The organism is Desulfotomaculum defluvii, from assembly GCF_054657375.1.
The window spans coordinates 885,263-905,620 of the sequence record NZ_BAAHYV010000006.1 but is presented as its reverse complement, the minus strand read 5'-3'; the positions used below and the strand labels follow the sequence as shown (position 1 = coordinate 905,620).

Below are 20,358 nucleotides of genomic sequence, written 5' to 3'. Positions count from 1 at the left end.
CACATGGCACAAGGCTAATTCTTGGTCAAGAGCTCGATCTATTAGTACCGGTCAGCTGAAAACATTACTGCTCTTACACTTCCGGCCTATCTACCATGTAGTCTTCATGGGATCTTATCTACTTGCGTAGTGGGAAACCTCATCTTGAAGGGGGCTTCGTGCTTAGATGCTTTCAGCACTTATCCCTTCCGGACTTAGATACCCAGCACTACCGTTGGCACGATAGCTGGTACACCAGCGGTCCGTCCATCCCGGTCCTCTCGTACTAGGGACAGCTCTTCTCAAGTTTCCTGCGCCTGCGACGGATAGGGACCGAACTGTCTCACGACGTTCTGAACCCAGCTCACGTACCGCTTTAATGGGCGAACAGCCCAACCCTTGGGACCTACTTCAGCCCCAGGATGCGATGAGCCGACATCGAGGTGCCAAACCTCCCCGTCGATGTGGACTCTTGGGGGAGATAAGCCTGTTATCCCCGGGGTAGCTTTTATCCGTTGAGCGACGGCCCTTCCACTCAGAACCGCCGGATCACTAAGCCCTACTTTCGTACCAGCTCGACTTGTTGGTCTCGCTGTCAAGCTCCCTTTTGCCTTTACACTCTAACGTGCGATTTCCTTCCGCACTGAGGGAACCTTTGGGCGCCTCCGTTACCTTTTGGGAGGCGACCGCCCCAGTCAAACTGCCCACCTGACACTGTCCTAAAACCAGCTTCATGGTCTATAGTTAGAATTTCAATATCTAAAGGGTGGTATCCCAACGTTGACTCCACCTACACTGGCGTGCAAGTTTCTCAGTCTCCCACCTATCCTGTACATCAAATACCAAAACCCAATGTCAAGCTACAGTAAAGCTCCACGGGGTCTTTCTGTCCTGTCGCAGGTAGACGGCATCTTCACCGTCATTACAATTTCACCGAGCCCCTCGTTGAGACAGTGCCCAAATCGTTACGCCTTTCGTGCGGGTCAGAACTTACCTGACAAGGAATTTCGCTACCTTAGGACCGTTATAGTTACGGCCGCCGTTTACTGGGGCTTCGGTTCTATGCTTCGATTGCTCTAACATTTCCCCTTAACCTTCCAGCACCGGGCAGGCGTCAGCCCCTATACGTCAGCTTTCGCTTTAGCAGGGACCTGTGTTTTTGGTAAACAGTCGCTTGGGCCTTTTCTCTGCGGCCTCTTCTCGCTCCAAACGTGTGTTTTTCACGATATCGAGGCACCCCTTCTCCCGAAGTTACGGGGTCATTTTGCCGAGTTCCTTAACGAGGGTTCTCTCGCGCGCCTTAGGATTCTCACCCCACCTACCTGTGTCGGTTTGCGGTACGGGCACCAGCTTACCTCGTTAGAAGTTTTTCTTGGCAGTTTGGGATCAGTTACTTCGCTACTTGTTTTCGCTCCCCATCACCTCTCAGGATATGTGTAAGGCGGATTTGCCTACCTTACTCCCTACGGGCTTGGACCAGCTTTTCCAGCCGCTGGCTTAACTTACCCTCCTGCGTCACTCCATCCTCAAACGGTATCTGGTGGTATCGGATTCTCAACCGATTGTCCATCGCCTACGCCTTGCGGCCTCGGCTTAGGTCCCGACTTACTCTGGGCGGACGAACCTTCCCCAGAAAACCTTAGGTTTTCGGCGGGCAGGATTCTCACCTGCCTTTTCGCTTACTTATACCGGCATTCTCACTTCTTACTACTCCACAGCTCCTTACGGTACTGCTTCAACGCTGTAAGAACGCTCCCCTACCAATGTATTACTACATTCCAAAGCTTCGGTGATATACTTAGCCCCGTTACATTTTCGGCGCAGGGTCACTTGACCAGTGAGCTATTACGCACTCTTTAAATGGTGGCTGCTTCTAAGCCAACATCCTGGTTGTCTTAGCAACCCCACATCCTTTTCCACTTAGTATATCTTTGGGACCTTAGCTGTTGGTCTGGGCTGTTTCCCTTTTGACTACGAATCTTAGCACCCGCAGTCTGACTCCCGGTTACAATATAGCGGCATTCGGAGTTTGATTGGGTTCGGTAACCCGTGAAGGCCCCTAGCCCATTCAGTGCTCTACCTCCGCTATTCTCACACCGAGGCTAGCCCTAAAGCTATTTCGGGGAGAACCAGCTATCTCCTGGTTCGATTGGCATTTCACCCCTACCCACACCTCATCCGCCTCCTTTTCAACGAAGGTCGGTTCGAGCCTCCACTTTATTTTACTAAAGCTTCACTCTGGACATGGGTAGATCACCAGGTTTCGGGTCTACTCCAACGTACATATCGCCCTATTAAGACTTGCTTTCGCTTCGGCTCCGGCTTTTCTGCCTTAACCTGCACGTTAGATGTAACTCGCCGGTCCGTTCTACAAAAAGTACGCCATTACACTTTTAATGTGCTCTGACAGCTTGTAAGCATACGGTTTCAGGTTCTATTTCACTCCCCTCCCGGGGTGCTTTTCACCTTTCCCTCACGGTACTGGTTCACTATCGGTCGCTATGGGTATTTAGCCTTGGGGGGTGGTCCCCCCTGATTCCCACGGGGTTTCTCGTGTCCCGCGGTACTTGGGATTCCCTCTGCAAGTTTCATCCTTTCGTCTACAGGTGTTTTACCTTCTGTGCAGCACCTTTCCAGGTGTCTTCGACTAGGACTATTCTTCACGTGATGAGGGTCCCGCAACCCCAGATTTCCGAAGAAATCTGGTTTAGGCTCGCCCCTGTTCGCTCGCCGCTACTTGGGGGTTCGATATTTCTTTCTTTTCCTCCGGGTACTTAGATGTTTCAGTTCCCCGGGTGCCCTCCTCTATGCCTATATATTCAGCATAGGGTGACGGAGGTTTACTCCGCCGGGTTGCCCCATTCGGGTATCCACGATTCAATGCCTGCTTGCGGCTCCTCGTGGCTTTTCGCAGCTTACCGCGCCCTTCTTCGGCCCTTAGCGCCAAGGCATCCACCGTATGCCCTTTCTTTCTTGACCAAATCTTACTTGCTTGTTTCGGCTCGGTTACTTTTGGTAACCTACTGAAATTGTTTTTATGTCGACGCTTTACTTGTTTCGCTGTTCAGTTTTCAAAGAACACTTCTCACCAGCCTTTAGGCTGGATTTATGATTTTAATGCATGAGAGTCTGAAAAACAACCGGAAGTTTCTGGTTGTTTTGGTCTCTCAAAACTAAACAGATTAGATGATGAATGTCCGACCTTAGATAATCAGCTGTTGCTGATTTCTCCTTAGAAAGGAGGTGATCCAGCCGCACCTTCCGATACGGCTACCTTGTTACGACTTCACCCCAATCATCGGCCCCACCTTCGACGGCTGCCTCCTTACGGTTAGCTCACCGGCTTCGGGTGTTGTCAACTTTCGTGGTGTGACGGGCGGTGTGTACAAGGCCCGGGAACGTATTCACCGCAGTATGCTGACCTGCGATTACTAGCGATTCCGACTTCATGTAGTCGAGTTGCAGACTACAATCCGAACTGGGACCGGCTTTCTCAGGTTTGCTCCACTTCACAGCTTCGCTTCCGTCTGTACCGGCCATTGTAGTACGTGTGTAGCCCAGGACATAAGGGGCATGATGATTTGACGTCATCCCCACCTTCCTCCGTTTTGTCAACGGCAGTCACATTAGAGTTCCCATCTTTACATGCTGGCAACTAATGTTAGGGGTTGCGCTCGTTGCGGGACTTAACCCAACATCTCACGACACGAGCTGACGACAACCATGCACCACCTGTCTCTCTGCTTAACCGAAGTCAAGAAAACGTATCTCTACGCCTTTCAGAGGATGTCAAGCCCTGGTAAGGTTCTTCGCGTTGCGTCGAATTAAACCACATACTCCACCGCTTGTGCGGGCCCCCGTCAATTCCTTTGAGTTTCAGTCTTGCGACCGTACTCCCCAGGCGGAGTGCTTATTGTGTTAACTGCGGCACTGCAGGGGTCGATACCCGCAACACCTAGCACTCATCGTTTACGGCGTGGACTACCAGGGTATCTAATCCTGTTCGCTCCCCACGCTTTCGCGCCTCAGTGTCAGTTACAGTCCAGAGAGCCGCCTTCGCCACTGGTATTCCTCCCAATATCTACGCATTTCACCGCTACACTGGGAATTCTGCTCCCCTCTCCTGCACTCAAGTCCACCAGTATCAGAGGCAATCACGGGGTTGAGCCCCGAACTTTCACCTCTAACTTAATGAACCACCTACGCGCCCTTTACGCCCAGTAAATCCGGACAACGCTCGCTCCCTACGTATTACCGCGGCTGCTGGCACGTAGTTAGCCGGAGCTTACTCTTCAGGTACCGTCACTGACTTCTTCCCTGAAAACAGAGGTTTACAACCCGAAGGCCTTCTTCCCTCACGCGGCGTTGCTCCGTCAGGCTTTCGCCCATTGCGGAAGATTCCCCACTGCTGCCTCCCGTAGGAGTCTGGGCCGTGTCTCAGTCCCAGTGTGGCCGATCGCCCTCTCAGGCCGGCTACCCATCGTCGCCTTGGTGGTCCTCTACACCACCAACTAGCTAATGGGACGCGGATCCATCTGATAGCGTATGCGCTTTCCTTGCAGAGTCATGCGACTCCGCAAGCGTATCCGGTATTAGCAGCCGTTTCCAGCTGTTATCCCGGTCTATCAGGCAGGTTATCCACGCGTTACTCACCCGTTCGCCACTAAAATTAGAAATCGCAAGCTTCATTCTAATCTCCGTTCGACTTGCATGTGTTAGGCACGCCGCCAGCGTTCGTCCTGAGCCAGGATCAAACTCTCCGTAAAATATTTTAAAAATATCTTAAAGAGTTTTGGCTCTTTACTTATCCTAGATTTACTCGCTAGCGTCATTTAATAACGCTTGACGAGGATGTTTTTTGTGGTCGTCTTAGTTTCGAGTGTCTTATCCCCGTTACGGGGTATCTCGACTTTTGACTTGACCTGTTTTTCATCCATCATCTTCTGTTTAGTTTTCAAAGACCATTTTGTTCGTCGTCCTTGCCGACGTTCTTAATCATACCACTTTTATTTATACTTAGCAAGTAGTATTTTTTTCGAACATCTCTTAGCGACATTTGTTATGTTATCATATGCGTATACTGAATGCAAGTACTTTTTGTTGTTTTTTATAAATGTTTGACAAAATTATTTATAATGTAAGGAAACGACACGGGGGTCGTTCCCTTACATTCTTGGATGCCTAGGAGCGCTTACTTTATATCTGTAAGTTTTATTGTAAAAAAGAGAAGTTTAGCTTGCCTACCAACAAGCTACTAAAAGTAGATTTGTGACATCCCCTTTCTTTTTTAATATCTATTACTTTCTACTTCTTTGCAAAATGGTATCATTATATACAACTATGGGTTCATTATTGCCATATCGCTTATATACTTCACATTCTTTACATTTCCTTACATCGTTGCCTTTTTCGCCTTTGCAATAGGTTCCTTTTATATTCCAACAAGGATACTCAGGGTTTTTACTAACGTTACATTTCTCTGGACTCCTTCCCTCTTCTCGGCAATGCATAACATCGGAGCAGTGTTCTTTTTCCTCCCAGTAATTTTCTTGTTCCTCCTTGTGAATCTTAAAGTGCGTAACGAGTTCGTTAAATTCTTGGGCCATTTTAGACAAACTAATGGAGGATTGGGCAATTTGTTCTACTGCAGAGTTGACCTGATCTGTTGATTGTGCTAATTCTTGGGTGGCATCACTGGTTTGCTCAGTGGCAACGGATATTTCGGAAATGTACTGACTACTGTTAACAACCCTTTCTACAATTTCCTGGAGAGAATTTCCGGCCTTTTCTACAACTAAAACTCCCTCATTTACTTCTCGAGCTCCGACATCCATCGAACTTACAGCCTGTTCAATATCTACACGAATTTCTCCAACAATATCAGAAATTTCTTTAGCCGCCACTGCGGATTTTTCAGCTAGCTTGCGTACTTCTTCGGCTACTACAGCAAAGCCCCTACCGTGTTCACCTGCTCTTGCAGCTTCAATGGCTGCATTTAGGGCTAACAAATTAGTTTGGTCCGCAATTCCTGTAATTGCTTCAATAATCTGCCCAATACGTTTTGATTGTTCAGATAGCTTACTCATTACTAGGGTGCTTTCATTAACAGTAGAACTAATACTTTGCATCTTAGTAATAACTGCTTGTACCGACTGCCCTCCCTCCCGGGCCACCAGCTCTGCCTCTTTAGAAACAGCCGATGCTCCGTTGGCATTGGCTGCTTGATTCTCAGCAGTGGCTGCCAATTCCGTGGTAAGGCCAGCAATGCCGTGAACATTAGCACTAACCTCTTGGCTGGCTGCTGACATCTCCTGACTATGAGCTGCTAAGGTCATGCTATCAGTGACAATTAGGCCAATAACCTGTTTAAGCTCTTGTTCCATTTTAGCAAAGGCCCTGGCTAAATCACCAATCTCATCAGGGCGGTTCAAATCATTTATCTCTTGGGTTAAATCCCCTTCTGCTAAGCTATTGGCCCTTTTAATCAATTCCTTTAGGGATGTTGTTATGCTGCGAGTAGTCAACCAACTAATTGAAATACCAAGAAGAGCAGCTAGAATGGAAAAAATAACCCCGTACTGGATCACTTTTTTACCAGCCAAAAGCACAACTTGTTGTTGTTCACTTACCTCTTTTTCTCTATCTGCCACAAAACTATTTAAATCTTTTTCAATTATTTCACTCAGCGGCGCTATTTTTTCTACAAATACCTGTTTTGCTAAATCTAGATTTCCTTCCTCTACAGCGGGTAAAATCTCGTTTTTAGCAATATCAGTTAAGGCTTTTTGGTTATTTAGCACTGATAATAAGAAATCCTTGACCTCTTGTCTTTTTGTATTTTCAATAAACTCCTCTAATCGTTTAGTAGTCTCACTATTTATTTCGTGAAAATGATTGGCTTGCTCCAATTGACCAAAAATTAGACATTCTTCTAAGGCTGAATTTTGATGTTCGGCAAAACCTTTTAACTCTAGCCCTTGAATAGCCCTAGCAGTCCACCACTGTTCCTGCTCTACACTATTATTCACCTCTATCATTTTTTGATAGACAATTATTTGAGAAATGACACCTATTAAGACCACACCAAGAACAGCTACTAAAATCTTTTGACCTAATTTTATAGTAACCACACCCCTTCAAATACAAATAATTTATACAAAAAGTATACCGCAGTCCTATTGGAAGTAAAACTATGGTACTATTAAAATAATATTACATTTTAATTTCATATGTTTAGGGGTGATATATTGACTATAGAAGATAGAGAAGTGGTCTACCGTCCTCCCAGTGAGGCTAAAAGCTTTATCTTGCGCATTACAAAGGGGTGTTCCCATAATAAATGCACCTTTTGTGCTATGTATCGTAATATTCGTTTTCAGGTTCGATCAATGGAAGAGATAGAAAAGGAAATTAAGCAAATGGCTCACTACTACCCGGGGTTAAGGAGAGTATTTCTAGCAGACGGAAACGCTCTAGTCTTAAGCACAGATAAATTACTAGCCATTATGGAAAAACTTCATGCTAATTTCCCGATGCTTTCACGCATTACTTGTTATGGTGCACCAAAGGATATATTACAAAAAAAGCCAGAAGATCTGGTGGCACTTCAAGAAGCAGGGCTAAAAATAATCTATCTGGGGGTAGAAAGCGGTGATGACAGAGTACTCTCTGAGATCAATAAAGGAGTTACAGCCAATGAAATGATAACAGCTGGACAAAAAGTGTTGGCAGCTGGCATCAAACTTTCTACCATGGTAATACTCGGGTTAGGTGGTCAACAATATACCCACAATCATGCCATAAATACTGCTCGAGTAATCAATGCCATCAACCCAACCATGCTAGGAGTACTGACTTTAGCCATTTTTGATGGAACCCCGCTCAAGGAAGCGGTTGATCAGGGTAAATTTTTACCTCTTTCGACCAGGGAAGGCATGCTGGAACTCAAAGAAATGCTGGAAAATATCGATGTGCAACAGCCTTGCATTTTTCGCTGTAACCATGTTTCAAACTTTCTCCCTCTGAAGGGTGTGCTCAGCCGGGATAAGGCTCAGCTTTTGTCCGATGTGCAGGAGGTCCTGGAATTCTTAAAAGAATCTCGCTATAATCAAGAAATCTTTAATCCCAAACATTTTTAAAGTACTTAAGTTTTACGTATTTAATAAAAAAACGCCTGCTCACCCTTCAAAAAGGGTGAGCAGGCGTTTTTTATAGGCTTATTCCTTTACATAGCTGGCAACTATTTCACCGTAATACATGATATGGTAATCATTTTTAGAATAAGCAAGTTTCTTAATGCTGGGATCCACTAAGGCTGGTTCCATTACTTGCTGATAAAGAAGTTTACACTCATAATGCAAGTCGCACTCTCCGATGATTGGTGTATGCACAACCTTTCCAGGTTCTAGTGTTAAGTTGCACTCGGAAAATTTATTTATATCCCGACCCGATTTGGAACCACAAATTGCTAAGGCCTTTTTAAGATCTTTTTTAATAGGAATACTTACAGTAAAATATTTAGCATTTTCAATCAATTGATAGGTATACCTTGAAGGGCGAATCATTACCATAAAAACAGGTTTCTGCCACATAAATCCCACGGTTCCCCAACCAATGGTCATGGTATTAATCCTGTCTTGGTCGTCTTTCACTGTCAAAAATGCACCCTTTGGAAGCTGCTCCAATAGTTCCTTTAGATAGTCGTTGTACTTTACATCTTCTTTCATTAAGGACCCCCCTTTTGCTTTTACTCATAACTGTACGGGTATGTATCCCTTTAACCTAACAAACTTAATTGTAACATCACAGCCTAAGGCATATACCTCAACCCCTCTGGCCACTGCCTGAAAAAGGGATTTGCTAAAGACCGGGTCTGTGACTTCGTTAGGCTTAAATATATTAGCATCGCTTCTTTGTATGACAAAAATAACAGCAGCCCGGTAGCCTTCCGACACTGCTTTTATTAATTCTTGAAGGTGTTTTGAACCTCTTTCAGATGGAGCATCCGGGAATTTAGCTACTCCATTATCCACCAGTGTTACAGACTTAATCTCTATGAAACAACGGCTAGCATCTCTTTTAAGATAAAGATCAAAGCGACTTTCTCCGTAACCAACTTCTCTTTTAATTTCATTATACTGAATAAATTCAGGTAAAGCACCCTTGGATAGGGCTTTATAAATGAGTCTATTAGGTAGCAAAGAATCCACAGAAACCAAAGTATTATTGTATTTCGCCAAATGTATACGGTACTGTGTTTTTCTTCCTTCTGGCATAGGGGATACATAAACAGAATTGCCCGGAAAAAGGAGTTCTCTCATTCTACCAGAACTAGGCACATGGGCGGGGATAATTTGCCCCGCCACTTGTATCAACCCAACAAAACGATTCTTTCTTTCAAGGAAGACAGACTTCTCCAAGCCAGGTAAGTCAATATCCAGAGAATGATTACTCAGACCATTCAAATTCCCAATCTCCAATGCGAACAATATCGCCTTCTTTAACTCCAGCATCCATAAGGCCCTGCTCTAGGCCCATCATTTTCATAATTCGCTGCAGACGCTCTATAGACTCATCTTCTTCCAAATAGGTCATCGCCACGTGACGTTCGATTTCCTTGCCTGTAACACGCCAGTTACCGTCATAGTCCCGTTTAATATGAAAACGATCCTCTGATTCAAACATAGCAGGATCTTCATCTGGTTGCTCAGGCTCAATCTTTGGTATTTCCTCTAATAACTTAGCCACTCGTTGGACAACCTTATCTAGCCCTTGCTTGGTGGCTGCAGAAATAGGATAGATTTCATATTTCTGACCAAAGGCTTCTTGCAAACGAGAAAGGTTTTCCTCAGCCTCAGGCACTATGTCCATTTTATTAGCTGCAATAATCTGTGGTCTAGTGGCTAAACGTGGATCATAGATTTCTAATTCACGGTTAATAATTTTAATGTCCTCAACCGGATCTCTACCTTCAGTACCAGCAGTATCCACAACATGAATCAATAGGCGAGTTCGCTCTGTATGACGTAAAAATTCATGACCCAATCCGACTCCCTGGGAAGCTCCTTCAATTAGACCTGGTATGTCTGCCACGACAAAACTTCCTTCTTCCCCAGCAGAAACAACCCCCAGATTAGGTACTAGAGTTGTAAAGGGATAGTCAGCAATCTTAGGTTTAGCAGCTGATACCATTGATATAAAGGTGGATTTACCAGCATTGGGAAAACCAATCAGTCCCACGTCGGCGATAACTTTGAGCTCTAGCTCTAGCCATAGCTCTACTCCTGGTTCACCCTTTTCAGCAATACGAGGTGCCTTGTTGGTACCAGAGGCAAAATGGACATTACCTCGACCTCCACGCCCACCTTTGGCAATCACAACTTGCTGACCGTTTTCCACCATGTCTGCAATTAACCTACCTGTGTCTGCATCACGAACAACTGTACCGGTAGGTACCCTGACCGATAAATCTTCCCCACTGGCACCATTCATATTTTTGCCCATACCATGAGAACCACGATCGGCTTTAAAATGCCTCTTGTAGCGGAAATCCTGTAACGTATTAATTCCTTCATCGGCTATAAAGATCACATCTCCACCGCGGCCGCCGTCTCCGCCCCAAGGGCCACCGAAGGGTACATATTTCTCTCGACGCATGGCAATGCAACCATTACCACCGTCTCCACCTTTGACGTAAATTTTCGCCCTGTCATAAAACATTGTTGTTCATCACCCAATACTATTATTTACCGCTGTAGCTTTCCTAAGCCAATTTCTTTGGAAATATCATATATATTTCTGCTTCTTTCTCTGTTATAGCTAATTTTGAGCTACTGTTGTAGGCTGCTAGCGCTTCAGATAGGGCCATTTGTTCTTGGGCATCTTTTACAACCTCAGCTGGGACACCTGGAAAATCCAATTTAATTGTAATTTTTTTTTCTCCCTCGCTAATGGTTAACCGCATTCTACGATCACTGACTTCTGGTGGAGCTAGAAACTTTAAAGCCTGATTAATACAACGTTTAAGGGCAGAAGCTACCACTTCACCTGGAACATTTAAAGATGCTAGATTCGTTTGTATATCAAACTGAATATCAATTTGGCATTTGTTAGCTTCATTGCTTCCTACCAGTAATACAGCCAGTATTTCAGGAGATTTAATGCGCGTAATTCTGCTACAATTTTCATACTGTTTGCAAACCTGATTGATATAATCCCGGACCCTTTCACCCTTATTCAATTGAAGCAGTCCTGATATAACCTGTAAATGATTTAAAAAATCATGCCTTTGTACTTGAATAATTTCCAACAGGTTTTTTATCTCCACTTTCATACTTCCTTTCGGACTTATATCCGAATAGTACTTCGACCAAATGGATTTATTTTCCTGCCAAATATAATATTAAAAAAACCAGCCTGTGATCAGGCTGGTTTTGACATATCTCAGACAGATATGCATAAGCGACCTAGACTATTGAGCTACTTCTTCAGGAACAACAATGCTTACTTGTTTCTTGTCCCGACCTTTACGTTCAAACTTGACAATACCGTCAACTTTAGCGAAAAGGGTATCGTCACCACCACGTCCTACGTTATCACCAGGATAAATCTTGGTACCACGCTGTCTTACCAGGATGCTACCAGCAGGGACGAATTTACCGTCGCCTTCCTTTACCCCAAGCCGTTTGGATTCGGAGTCACGACCGTTCCGTGAACTACCCACACCTTTCTTATGAGCCATGAAGTCCCACCTCCTATCGGGGTCCAAATATTAAATAATTTAAGCTTCAATTTTTTCAACAACCACCTGAGTGAAAGGTTGACGATGACCTTTCTTACGGCGGTAATTTTTCTTAGCTTTATATTTGAATACAATAACCTTTTGGCCTTTGCCATGGCGAACTACGTTAAGAACAACCTTTGCACCGTCTACTTTAGGTGCACCAACAGTCAATTGACCATCCTTCTCCACCAGTAGAACATCAGTTAATTCAACTTTTTCGCCAGCTTCAGCGTTCAGCTTCTCAATGTACAGGGTGTCACCTTCTTGAACCTTGTACTGTTTGCCACCAGTAACTACTACTGCGTACATAACCTACACCTCCCCATCTGTTAGGACTCGCCATAAAGGTACCGATGCTTCGGTTTGTAGACCTTTGCTGTGCGGTATTTGTGTAGGCAGAAGTAGCCTACATTTAGATATTTTAACACATTTGAGGTAATTGTCAATGATAGTTAGCCCACTCTAATAGCCTTAAGCCTTGCGCCGTGGGCCGTGAACTTTTGTATGTTTTGCTTTGGGGTCTTTGGCTCTTGGCTCATGGCCAATGGCCCTCAGTATTTTCTACACCAATCTAGCTTTAGCATAAGTCCGATAGACTTTAACCACTTCCACAGAAACAACCTCACCCACCAAGGCTCCGCCTCCGTCTACATCGATAATAAAACCATCTAAACGAGCGATCCCGTCACTGGGGTTGGATATGTGAGGCTCTTCCACCTTGACCTCAATTATTTCTCCATTTTTCACCGGTACAGTTCGGGAGTAAATTTCATCTTGTTCTGATAAGGCCTTTATGGTAACTTGCTCCAAATGATGGGTTGCGGAACCACGAATATATAAATTTTTACCTGTTTTCTGTTCCAGTTCTCGCAGTGTTGCTCCACCAGCTCCAATAAGTCTGGCAGCCACTACGGGATTTGCTTCTACCAAAATAGTATCAGCTAAGGTTTGGCGTGCCAATTGATAAATTTGGGTCTTCAATTTAATACTGACTGTCTCTTCAGATAGTACCTTTCCCCTGCCTTCACAGTAAGGACAAGGTTTTTGAACCACCTCTGCCAGGGATGGGCGAACCTTTTTCCGAGTCATTTCAACTAAACCCAGCTGAGTAATACCTAAAATGTTGGTCTTAGTTTTGTCCTTTTTTATTTGCTCTTCCAGAGTATTTAAGACTTGATTACGATGGTCCTCTTCAACCATGTCGATAAAATCGACAATTACTATACCTCCAATGTTTCTTAAACGCAGTTGACGGGCAATTTCTACTGCTGCATCTAAATTTGTTTTAAGTACTGTATCTTCAAGGGTGGTACTACCCACAAATTTCCCAGTGTTTACGTCTATGGCCGTCAAGGCTTCGGCCTGATCGATAACCAAATAGGCACCACATTTTAACCAGACTTTCTTTTTAAGAGCCTTTTCTATTTCAACAGATATGCCGTAATCTTCGAATATATTTTCACGTTCATCCAGGAAAACCTTAAATTTTAATTTAGGGTCAATCATATCTAAAATTTCTAAGGTCTTTTCATATTCACTGCGGGAATCCACCGTTAGTCGATCTACATCCTCACTAAAGACATCGCGCAGCATTCGTTGAACTAGTTCAACATCCCGATGTAACGAATTAGGAGCAGCGCAGTTAGCTGCTCGACTCTGAATTTTTCGCCAAAGCTTAGATAGAAGAACAATATCTTGCCGGAATTCCTCTTCTTCTACTCCTTCGGCTACAGTCCGTACGATGACCCCCATTCCCTCCGGTTTTACCCTGCTGGCCAACTCCTTTAATCTTTCGCGCTCCTTTTCAGATTCTATGCGCCTAGATATCCCAATATAGTCAACAGTGGGCATGAGTACAAGATAGCGACCTGGTAACGTAATATGGGTAGTTACCCTAGGGCCCTTGGTACCAATGGGTTCCTTGACAATTTGCACAATTATTTCTTGTCCCTGTTTTAATACATCACCTATATTTACATTATAACCAGGTTGGGTGTTTACTTCCGGGTTTCTGGTTGGTTGAGCGTCTTCTACATAAAGAAAGGCATTCTTTTCTAGGCCAATATCCACAAAGGCCGCCTGCATCCCTGGTAGAACGTTTTCTACCTTACCCTTAAATATATTACCAACCAGTCGCTGGTTATGAGATCGTTCAATGTAGACCTCCATAAGAACCCGGTCTTCCAAAACCGCAACCCGTGTCTCTTCTTCTTGAACATTAATTACTATTTCTTTTAACATATTGAACTTCCTCTCCTACTGCTGGCCATTAGACCTCCCAGAGAGAAATCGGGCCAGTAACGCCTTCGGCGTACAGGGCCGTGCGACAAACCCGGAAATCTTCCGGATCAACTGGAACCCCGTTTTTGTGCAGAGTTTGCAAAATTTCTTCGGGGCGAACATTTCCCGTACTACCAATAAGCAGTTCCATATTTATTTCTAATGTTTGCCCCTTCACGCCACCAGATAGCCTAAAAATTCCCGGTCGTATATCGACTTCTTTGACTTTTCCTTTGGCTACCCGTTTTATTATTTTTTCTTCCTGATTTAATAATTCTTCAATGGCACTTCTCAATTCAACCTCAGAATAACCCGTCGGATTAGTTGTTATTGCTCGATAGCCTGCACGGGACACCATCGACATCAGAGAAGCTGCTCTATCATCAATTTGTTTTATATCAAGTATTGTATACCCTTCGGGTAAATTCGGTTCCAGTTTTTGAGCAATTTCACTTGGTGCCATGTATTCTTTGAGATCCATATCCATATATTCATCTAAACCAGCAATACCCACTGGTAAGGGCGCGGCAAAACTAAATTTGGGGTGAGGGTTAAAGCCCTCGGAAAAGGCAACAGGCAACCCAGCCCTCCGAGTAGAACGGTCAAAGAATCTTACCATATCCAGGTGGGAGCTATAACGGGCTGGACCTTCTTTACTATATTTCACCCTGAATCGGGGCAATATCCACACCTCCCAGGATTGTTGGTGTAATTTCAAGGGTTGGACAAAGACCACAGCCGGTACATTTTCCCGCACGGCAATCCACAGTAGGTTCACTGCCCATAGCCTTTTTATGTTCACGTAGTAAAAACCGTTTACTTACACCAGCTTCTATATGATCCCAAGGCAACATTTCTTCTTTATCGATGTTTCTATAGGCATACCATTTAGGATCAATTTCTGCCTGTTCAAAGGCCCTAAGCCAAAGGTTATAGTTAAAATGTTCTGACCAACCGTCAAAGCGAGCCCCTTCAGACCAAGCAGTTTCCAGGACAGCACCTAAACGGCGGTCTCCCTTAGCAAAGACAGCTTCCAAAAAACTGGTTTCCGGATCATGCCAATTATAGGAGATTCGTTTATCCCTAAGTTTTTCTTTTAGGTATTTTTGTTTATCACGAAGTTCCTGTAAGGTATTCTGGGGTTCCCATTGAAAGGCTGTATGGGACTTAGGAACAAAGGACGAGGTACTTACGGTTACTTTTAGACGTCCCCTAGGTACGCCACACTCATAACCAATTTGCACAACTTTTTTAGCCATATGTGCAATACCATCAAGATCTTCATAGGTTTCAGTGGGTAACCCAATCATGAAATAGAGTTTAACAGAGGACCAGCCATTTTTAAAGGCCGATGTCACAGCATCCACTAAGTTCTGCTCTGTAACGTTTTTGTTAATCACATCCCGTAAGCGCTGGGTTCCAGCTTCCGGTGCAAAGGTTAGGCCGCTCTTTCGAACCTTTTGTACTTCTTTGGCCAGTTCAATGGAAAAGGCATCTAAGCGTAATGATGGTAGTGATACGTTGACCCCTTTTTCCCCAAAAATATCCAACAGATTTTTTACCAGAGGTGCCACCCCTGTATAATCTGCTGTACTTAATGAAGTAAGAGATATCTCATCATGGCCTGTGTTGGCTATCATTTCTTCAACTTGCCGTACCAAGGTTTCTGGTTTTTTCTCTCGTACAGGCCGATATAACACCCCTGCCTGACAAAAACGGCAACCCCGAGTGCAACCCCGCAGTACTTCCACCATCACCCGGTCATGAACAACACCCATTGAAGGTACAATGGGATTAGTAGGAAATTCTACATTATCAAAATCCCGCACTACTCTTTTACCAATTTTTTCGGGAATTCCTTCTTTTATAGGTAGAACTGCCTTGACGGTTTGATCCTCGTTGTATTGAACTTCATAGAAAGAGGGCACATAGATACCTGGAATATGTTTTGCAAAATGCAACAACATTTCCTGACGGCTTGAACCTTTTTCCTTAAGTTCCTTAAAGGAATCAATCATCTCATGCATGATTTCTTCGCCTTCACCGATTACGAACAAGTCAATGAAATCTGCAAGGGGTTCTGGGTTAAAGGCACAGGGACCACCCGCTATTACCAAAGGCATGCTGGCATCCCGATGCACAGATCTTACTGGCAATCCCGCCAAATCCAGCATATTCAAAATGTTGCTAAAGCTCATTTCATACTGCAAGGTAAATCCGAGTATATCAAAGTCAGCCAGCGGTCGCTGGGACTCCAGACTAAACAATAGTACCTTTTCTTTACGCAGTTGTTCTTCCATATCAGTCCAGGGGGCAAAAACCCTTTCCAAGAGAGCATCCCTTCGCTTGTTTACCACATGGTAAAGTATTTGCAAGCCAAGGTGGGACATGCCTACTTCATAGACATCAGGAAAAGCAAAGGCCATTTTTACATCCACCTGACCCCAGTCTTTTTTCACTGCGTTCCATTCACCGCCAGCATAACGGGAAGGTTTTTGGACCCGGGCAAGTACCTTATCTAGTTTATTCATTCTTGTTCCTCCATTAATAGCGCGTACAGTAGAAATACTCTTATCTATTATTGCCCAATTTGGCTTTGAAAAATATTCCTTTTTTATCTTTCTACATATTACTTTGTAAATCCTTGTGCATGGGGGAAAGATTTATCCAGGGGATATGTTTAGAAAAAACTTGACTAGTATAAAAGCAAACTAGCCGTCAGCTCAACGGCCATGAGCCATGGGCCATTGCTCTGAGCTTTTTTGTATGTTCAAAAAAGCTGAAAGCTGATGGCTGACGGCTAAAAGCTAATGGCTAACGGCTAGTGACTAATAGTAAACAGGATAAAAGGTCCAAGGCTCATGGCCCATGGCCGACCCGAAAAGCTCTCCCCTAAGCTTGGGGCTTCAATAGCGAACCAATGGGAATATCCATACCCTGATTAAACAGTGCATCCACCACTTGGGCTTCACTAATTTGACCCTGAAACTCCATCTGCCGATTAAACAAAAGAATAACATGAAACTTTTGGGGTAGAAACTGGCTAACAATCTCCCTAATAGGAACATCCTCCATGGTTGCCAATTGTTCTACTGGTAACATCCCGGACTGGATTAGCTCTTCTTTTTTATGTGCCAAATGACGAACAAAGAGGTATGGTGCCAGATTCTTTTCCTTAGTGGCAGCATAAAGAACAAATAAGGCAATAATCATAACATCTAGACCCACCAGTCGCTGCAAAAAGCCAATAACTCCTAAGAGAATAATACCCACCGAAGTTACTTGGCCGATTCTAGCTGCAGTAAGAGTGGCCTGAGACACTCCTACGTGAGTAGCCAGCAGGGAACGTAATACTCTACCGCCGTCCAGAGGTAGAGCTGGTAGAAGATTAAAAAAGGCTAGCATCACATTAATTTGCAGGAAGTAAGGGCCAAATTCCTCTGACCAGATGCCATAATTCTTTAACCCCATGGTCAGACCTATCAAAATGATATTAGAAACTGGTCCAGCCAAGGCCACAGCAATTTCTTTGCCTGGTTGAACACTCATTTCGCCGCCCATCCTGGCTACTCCCCCAAAGGGTAGTATCTCAATATTGATAACCGATACCCCCAGCATTTTAGCTACCAGTGTATGGGCCAGCTCATGGAACAAGACTAATCCAAAAATAATTAGTCCCTTTTCTAAAATGCCTGCTACAAAAAACAAGCCAAGCAGAACAAGGAACAATGGGTTAAGCCTAACCTCAATACCCTGTAGGCATCCTACTCTCATTACTTATTATTCTCCTGCTCTATGCTTGCCTTGTTATCACCATCATTCATTTTCAAATTAATCTTTTTCAGAGGATCAACTAATTTATCCTTTTCTCTTACTTCAAAGTGAAGTATCGGGTCTCCTTGATCCTGTTCGGCTACTTTCCCTAATTCTTGACCTTCCTGCACCTGGTGACCTTCTAGTACACTTATATCGCTTAAGCCTGCATAGAGGGTATATTCTCCTTTACTGTGTTCAATTAAGACAAATTCACCATAGGTTCTGTCATGACCGATGCGACTAACCAGCCCAGGCTGTACTGCCTGCACCGGTGAACCTACTGTGGCACTAATATCAATGCCCGGATTAAATCGTTCCAAATCATCATCTGAACTTTTAACCCAACCAAATTCCTGTACCACACTGCCTGATACTGGTATTGCCCAGGCTGCACTAGGTTCTGGATCTGTCATAGTAGGCACCACAGGGTTAGATAATTCATGTACGAAGGGCCAGTCCATGTTAACCGTTTGTAATCCAAAGGCAACGGCCTTATCTAGTGCAGGTGTTATATCCCACTCGGTGGTTAAGGCTACCTTGAGACTTTCTCTAGTTTGCTGACTCCAAGGGTGAGGTGATTCTTTGAGTACTAACAGCACTGCAAAGATACCCAGGGCAACAACGATTCGATAAAAAGTTTTTATACCTCGACTACTTTGTTTTTTCTTAAATTTTGTTCCAGTGTAATACCTAGTCCAATCTTCACTATTATTGTAATGACTGTAGTAATTGTTAAAAGGTTCATTTCTTTTCTTCTTAAATCGATCAAAACTGAATCTTCCGATCTTCACACTAATCCCTCCCAGGAATCTATTGCCGTATAACTAGTACAATATATTCCGTTGGGGGACAAATATGACAAGCTGTTTTGGCTTGGGGGATTTCTTTGGGAAAAACCATGGGCCGTGGGCCATGTGCCTTGGGCCTTAAATATTAGATGTTGGTCCAGGGCTGTAACGATACGACTGGAAGAGTTGCTCACGTCATTTGCTAACGGCGTACCAAAAAAGCCCGACCATTTATGGTCGGACTTTAGTAATACTCTTTAACTCATGGCCCATGGCCCACGTCTCATGGCCGACCCCAAAGCATCACCCATGGCTTAGAAAATTATCTTCTGCCTTCGGTTATACACATTTAGCAAGATACCAATGGCAATCATGTTGGTCAGCATACTACTGCCACCATAGCTAAAAAGGGGTAATGGAACACCGGTAACTGGCATAATACCAGAAACCATACCCACGTTGGTTAAAATATGAAAGGTCAGCATAGCCACTACCCCAGTGGCTAATAGCGAACCGTTTAAGTCCTTGGCCTCAGATGCAATACGAATTCCCCGATATAAGACAATAAAAAATAGAATTAGGAGTGCACTTACTCCAATAAACCCCATTTCCTCACCCACAACCGAGAAAATAAAGTCTGTATGCTGTTCCGGTAAAAAGTTTAACTGGTTTTGACTACCATTAAATATACCCTTGCCTTCTAATCCCCCTGATCCAATGGCAATTTGGGATTGTACCACATGGTATCCATTACCATGCCACTGTTTCCATGGGTCAATAAAAACCAGCAAGCGGTCCAATTGATAGTCCTTTAAGGGAATCCAAAATCCGATTTTAAAATGCAACCAGACCCACCCAATGGCCATTGTCCAGCCCCCAAAGAACAAACCACCAACCAATTTCCCATTGGAACTTGCTACAAACAGCATGCCAAACATAATAGCAATAAACACCAGAGAAGTACCTAAATCAGGTTGTTTTAATATGAGCAACATCGGAACACCAATGTGAATAAAGCAGGGTATTAGATCTTTAAAGGTCTTTAATTTGCCCTCCCGCCGACTAAGGAAATCCGCAAAGGTTATGATGATAAAGATCTTTGCAAATTCAGAGGGCTGCAGCTTAAAAGCCCCTAAATCAATCCAGCGGGTTGCCCCCTTGGCACTATGACCCAGTGGAGACAAGACGGCTAATAGTAGTAGTAGGTTAATAATATAGATGGTTTTTCGGTGGCGTCTGAAATCCTCATATGGTACTGACAATATAAAAGTCATAACAATTAAACCAGCTATAAACCATACAATTTGTTTTTTTACAAAACCGCTAAAAAAAATTTTAGCATATTGTAATAATGAAAGGCTTGTCGGTTCAGATTCTGTTAAGTTACTAACGCCCTGGGTTTCCTTATTCCACAATTCCTGATGCTCCCGAAAGTCCATTGGACTGCTAACCACAGTAGCACTGCTAATTATGACTAAACTAAAGCAGACTATGAGTATTACAGCGATTAACAGTGTATAGTCCAGGTTTCTGAAAAGCCGTTTGTCCACCATTCAAAGTACCTCCCCCTCAACCTATAAATTATATACTAGACACTTCTAAAACAAAAGGGGGTATGATTTTATTAGGAAAACTTGTCAGCTATCTTTTTCCCTGACAGAAGCCAAGTTTCCCCTCTTATGCATATCGCAATTTGTGATATGTCAAAAAAAT

The 20,358-nt window shown here is 43.9% G+C and carries 14 protein-coding genes and 2 rRNA genes; 1 reads left to right on the top strand and 15 read right to left on the bottom strand.

Translation table 11 applies throughout. The features are described 5' to 3' along the window. Positions 1 to 21: 21 nt before the first annotated feature. The 3 genes from ACYQ03_RS07030 to ACYQ03_RS07020 form a co-directional block, all read right to left on the bottom strand. Positions 22 to 2,958 (bottom strand): 23S ribosomal RNA (locus ACYQ03_RS07030). 257 nt (positions 2,959 to 3,215) lie between these two features. Then, a 16S ribosomal RNA gene (locus tag ACYQ03_RS07025) occupies positions 3,216 to 4,745 on the bottom strand. The 16S and 23S rRNA genes sit together here, the layout of an rRNA operon. 531 nt (positions 4,746 to 5,276) lie before the next feature. Beyond that, complete coding sequence (locus ACYQ03_RS07020) at positions 5,277 to 7,109, bottom strand: methyl-accepting chemotaxis protein (protein ID WP_459908714.1); 1,833 nt, start codon at positions 7,107 to 7,109, stop codon at positions 5,277 to 5,279. Between the two features lie 117 nt (positions 7,110 to 7,226). On the opposite strand from ACYQ03_RS07020, the gene ACYQ03_RS07015 reads away from it, so the two are divergent. Beyond that, on the top strand, positions 7,227 to 8,117 hold the full coding sequence (locus ACYQ03_RS07015) for a radical SAM protein (protein WP_459908712.1): 891 nt from the start codon (positions 7,227 to 7,229) through the stop codon (positions 8,115 to 8,117). Positions 8,118 to 8,195: 78 nt separating this feature from the next. Here ACYQ03_RS07015 and ACYQ03_RS07010 read toward each other — a convergent pair whose 3' ends face one another. The 12 genes from ACYQ03_RS07010 to rodA all read right to left on the bottom strand — a co-directional run bounded on the left by ACYQ03_RS07010 (position 8,196) and on the right by rodA (position 20,198). Further along, the gene (locus tag ACYQ03_RS07010) at positions 8,196 to 8,705 is read right to left on the bottom strand and encodes a flavin reductase family protein (protein ID WP_459908710.1); all 510 of its coding nucleotides are present in this window, start codon (positions 8,703 to 8,705) and stop codon (positions 8,196 to 8,198) included. Between the two features lie 24 nt (positions 8,706 to 8,729). After that, a complete protein-coding gene (gene sfsA, locus ACYQ03_RS07005; RefSeq protein ID WP_459908708.1) occupies positions 8,730 to 9,443 on the bottom strand; it encodes a DNA/RNA nuclease SfsA in 714 nt (237 codons plus the stop codon). Next, positions 9,427 to 10,698 carry a GTPase ObgE gene (gene obgE, locus ACYQ03_RS07000; RefSeq protein WP_459908706.1) on the bottom strand — a complete coding sequence of 424 codons (1,272 nt, stop codon included), beginning with the start codon at positions 10,696 to 10,698 and terminating at the stop codon, positions 9,427 to 9,429. Before obgE ends, sfsA begins: the two co-directional genes overlap by 17 nt. 43 nt (positions 10,699 to 10,741) lie before the next feature. After that, positions 10,742 to 11,311: a Spo0B domain-containing protein gene (locus tag ACYQ03_RS06995; RefSeq protein ID WP_459908704.1), complete on the bottom strand. Its 570-nt coding sequence runs from the start codon at positions 11,309 to 11,311 to the stop codon at positions 10,742 to 10,744. Between the two features lie 138 nt (positions 11,312 to 11,449). After that, positions 11,450 to 11,719: a 50S ribosomal protein L27 gene (gene rpmA / locus ACYQ03_RS06990; protein WP_459908702.1), complete on the bottom strand. Its 270-nt coding sequence runs from the start codon at positions 11,717 to 11,719 to the stop codon at positions 11,450 to 11,452. Between the two features lie 39 nt (positions 11,720 to 11,758). Continuing rightward, a complete protein-coding gene (rplU, locus tag ACYQ03_RS06985; protein ID WP_459908700.1) occupies positions 11,759 to 12,070 on the bottom strand; it encodes a 50S ribosomal protein L21 in 312 nt (103 codons plus the stop codon). Positions 12,071 to 12,322: 252 nt separating this feature from the next. Continuing rightward, entirely contained in the window at positions 12,323 to 14,002 is a 1,680-nt protein-coding gene (locus tag ACYQ03_RS06980; protein ID WP_459908698.1) for an Rne/Rng family ribonuclease, read from the bottom strand. Between the two features lie 28 nt (positions 14,003 to 14,030). Then, positions 14,031 to 14,732 (bottom strand): TIGR03936 family radical SAM-associated protein, encoded by a 702-nt coding sequence (locus ACYQ03_RS06975; protein ID WP_459908696.1) that lies wholly within the window; start codon positions 14,730 to 14,732, stop codon positions 14,031 to 14,033. Next, the gene (locus tag ACYQ03_RS06970; protein WP_459908694.1) at positions 14,698 to 16,572 is read right to left on the bottom strand and encodes a TIGR03960 family B12-binding radical SAM protein; all 1,875 of its coding nucleotides are present in this window, start codon (positions 16,570 to 16,572) and stop codon (positions 14,698 to 14,700) included. Before ACYQ03_RS06970 ends, ACYQ03_RS06975 begins: the two co-directional genes overlap by 35 nt. A gap of 361 nt (positions 16,573 to 16,933) precedes the next feature. Beyond that, entirely contained in the window at positions 16,934 to 17,815 is an 882-nt protein-coding gene (locus ACYQ03_RS06965) for a M50 family metallopeptidase (protein WP_459908692.1), read from the bottom strand. Beyond that, complete coding sequence (locus ACYQ03_RS06960) at positions 17,815 to 18,648, bottom strand: murein hydrolase activator EnvC family protein (protein ID WP_459908690.1); 834 nt, start codon at positions 18,646 to 18,648, stop codon at positions 17,815 to 17,817. The genes ACYQ03_RS06965 and ACYQ03_RS06960 overlap by 1 nt, the downstream gene beginning before the upstream one ends. Before the next feature lie 311 nt (positions 18,649 to 18,959). Then, positions 18,960 to 20,198, bottom strand: a complete 1,239-nt coding sequence (gene rodA / locus ACYQ03_RS06955; RefSeq protein WP_459908688.1) for a rod shape-determining protein RodA — start codon at positions 20,196 to 20,198, stop codon at positions 18,960 to 18,962. Positions 20,199 to 20,358: the final 160 nt, after the last annotated feature.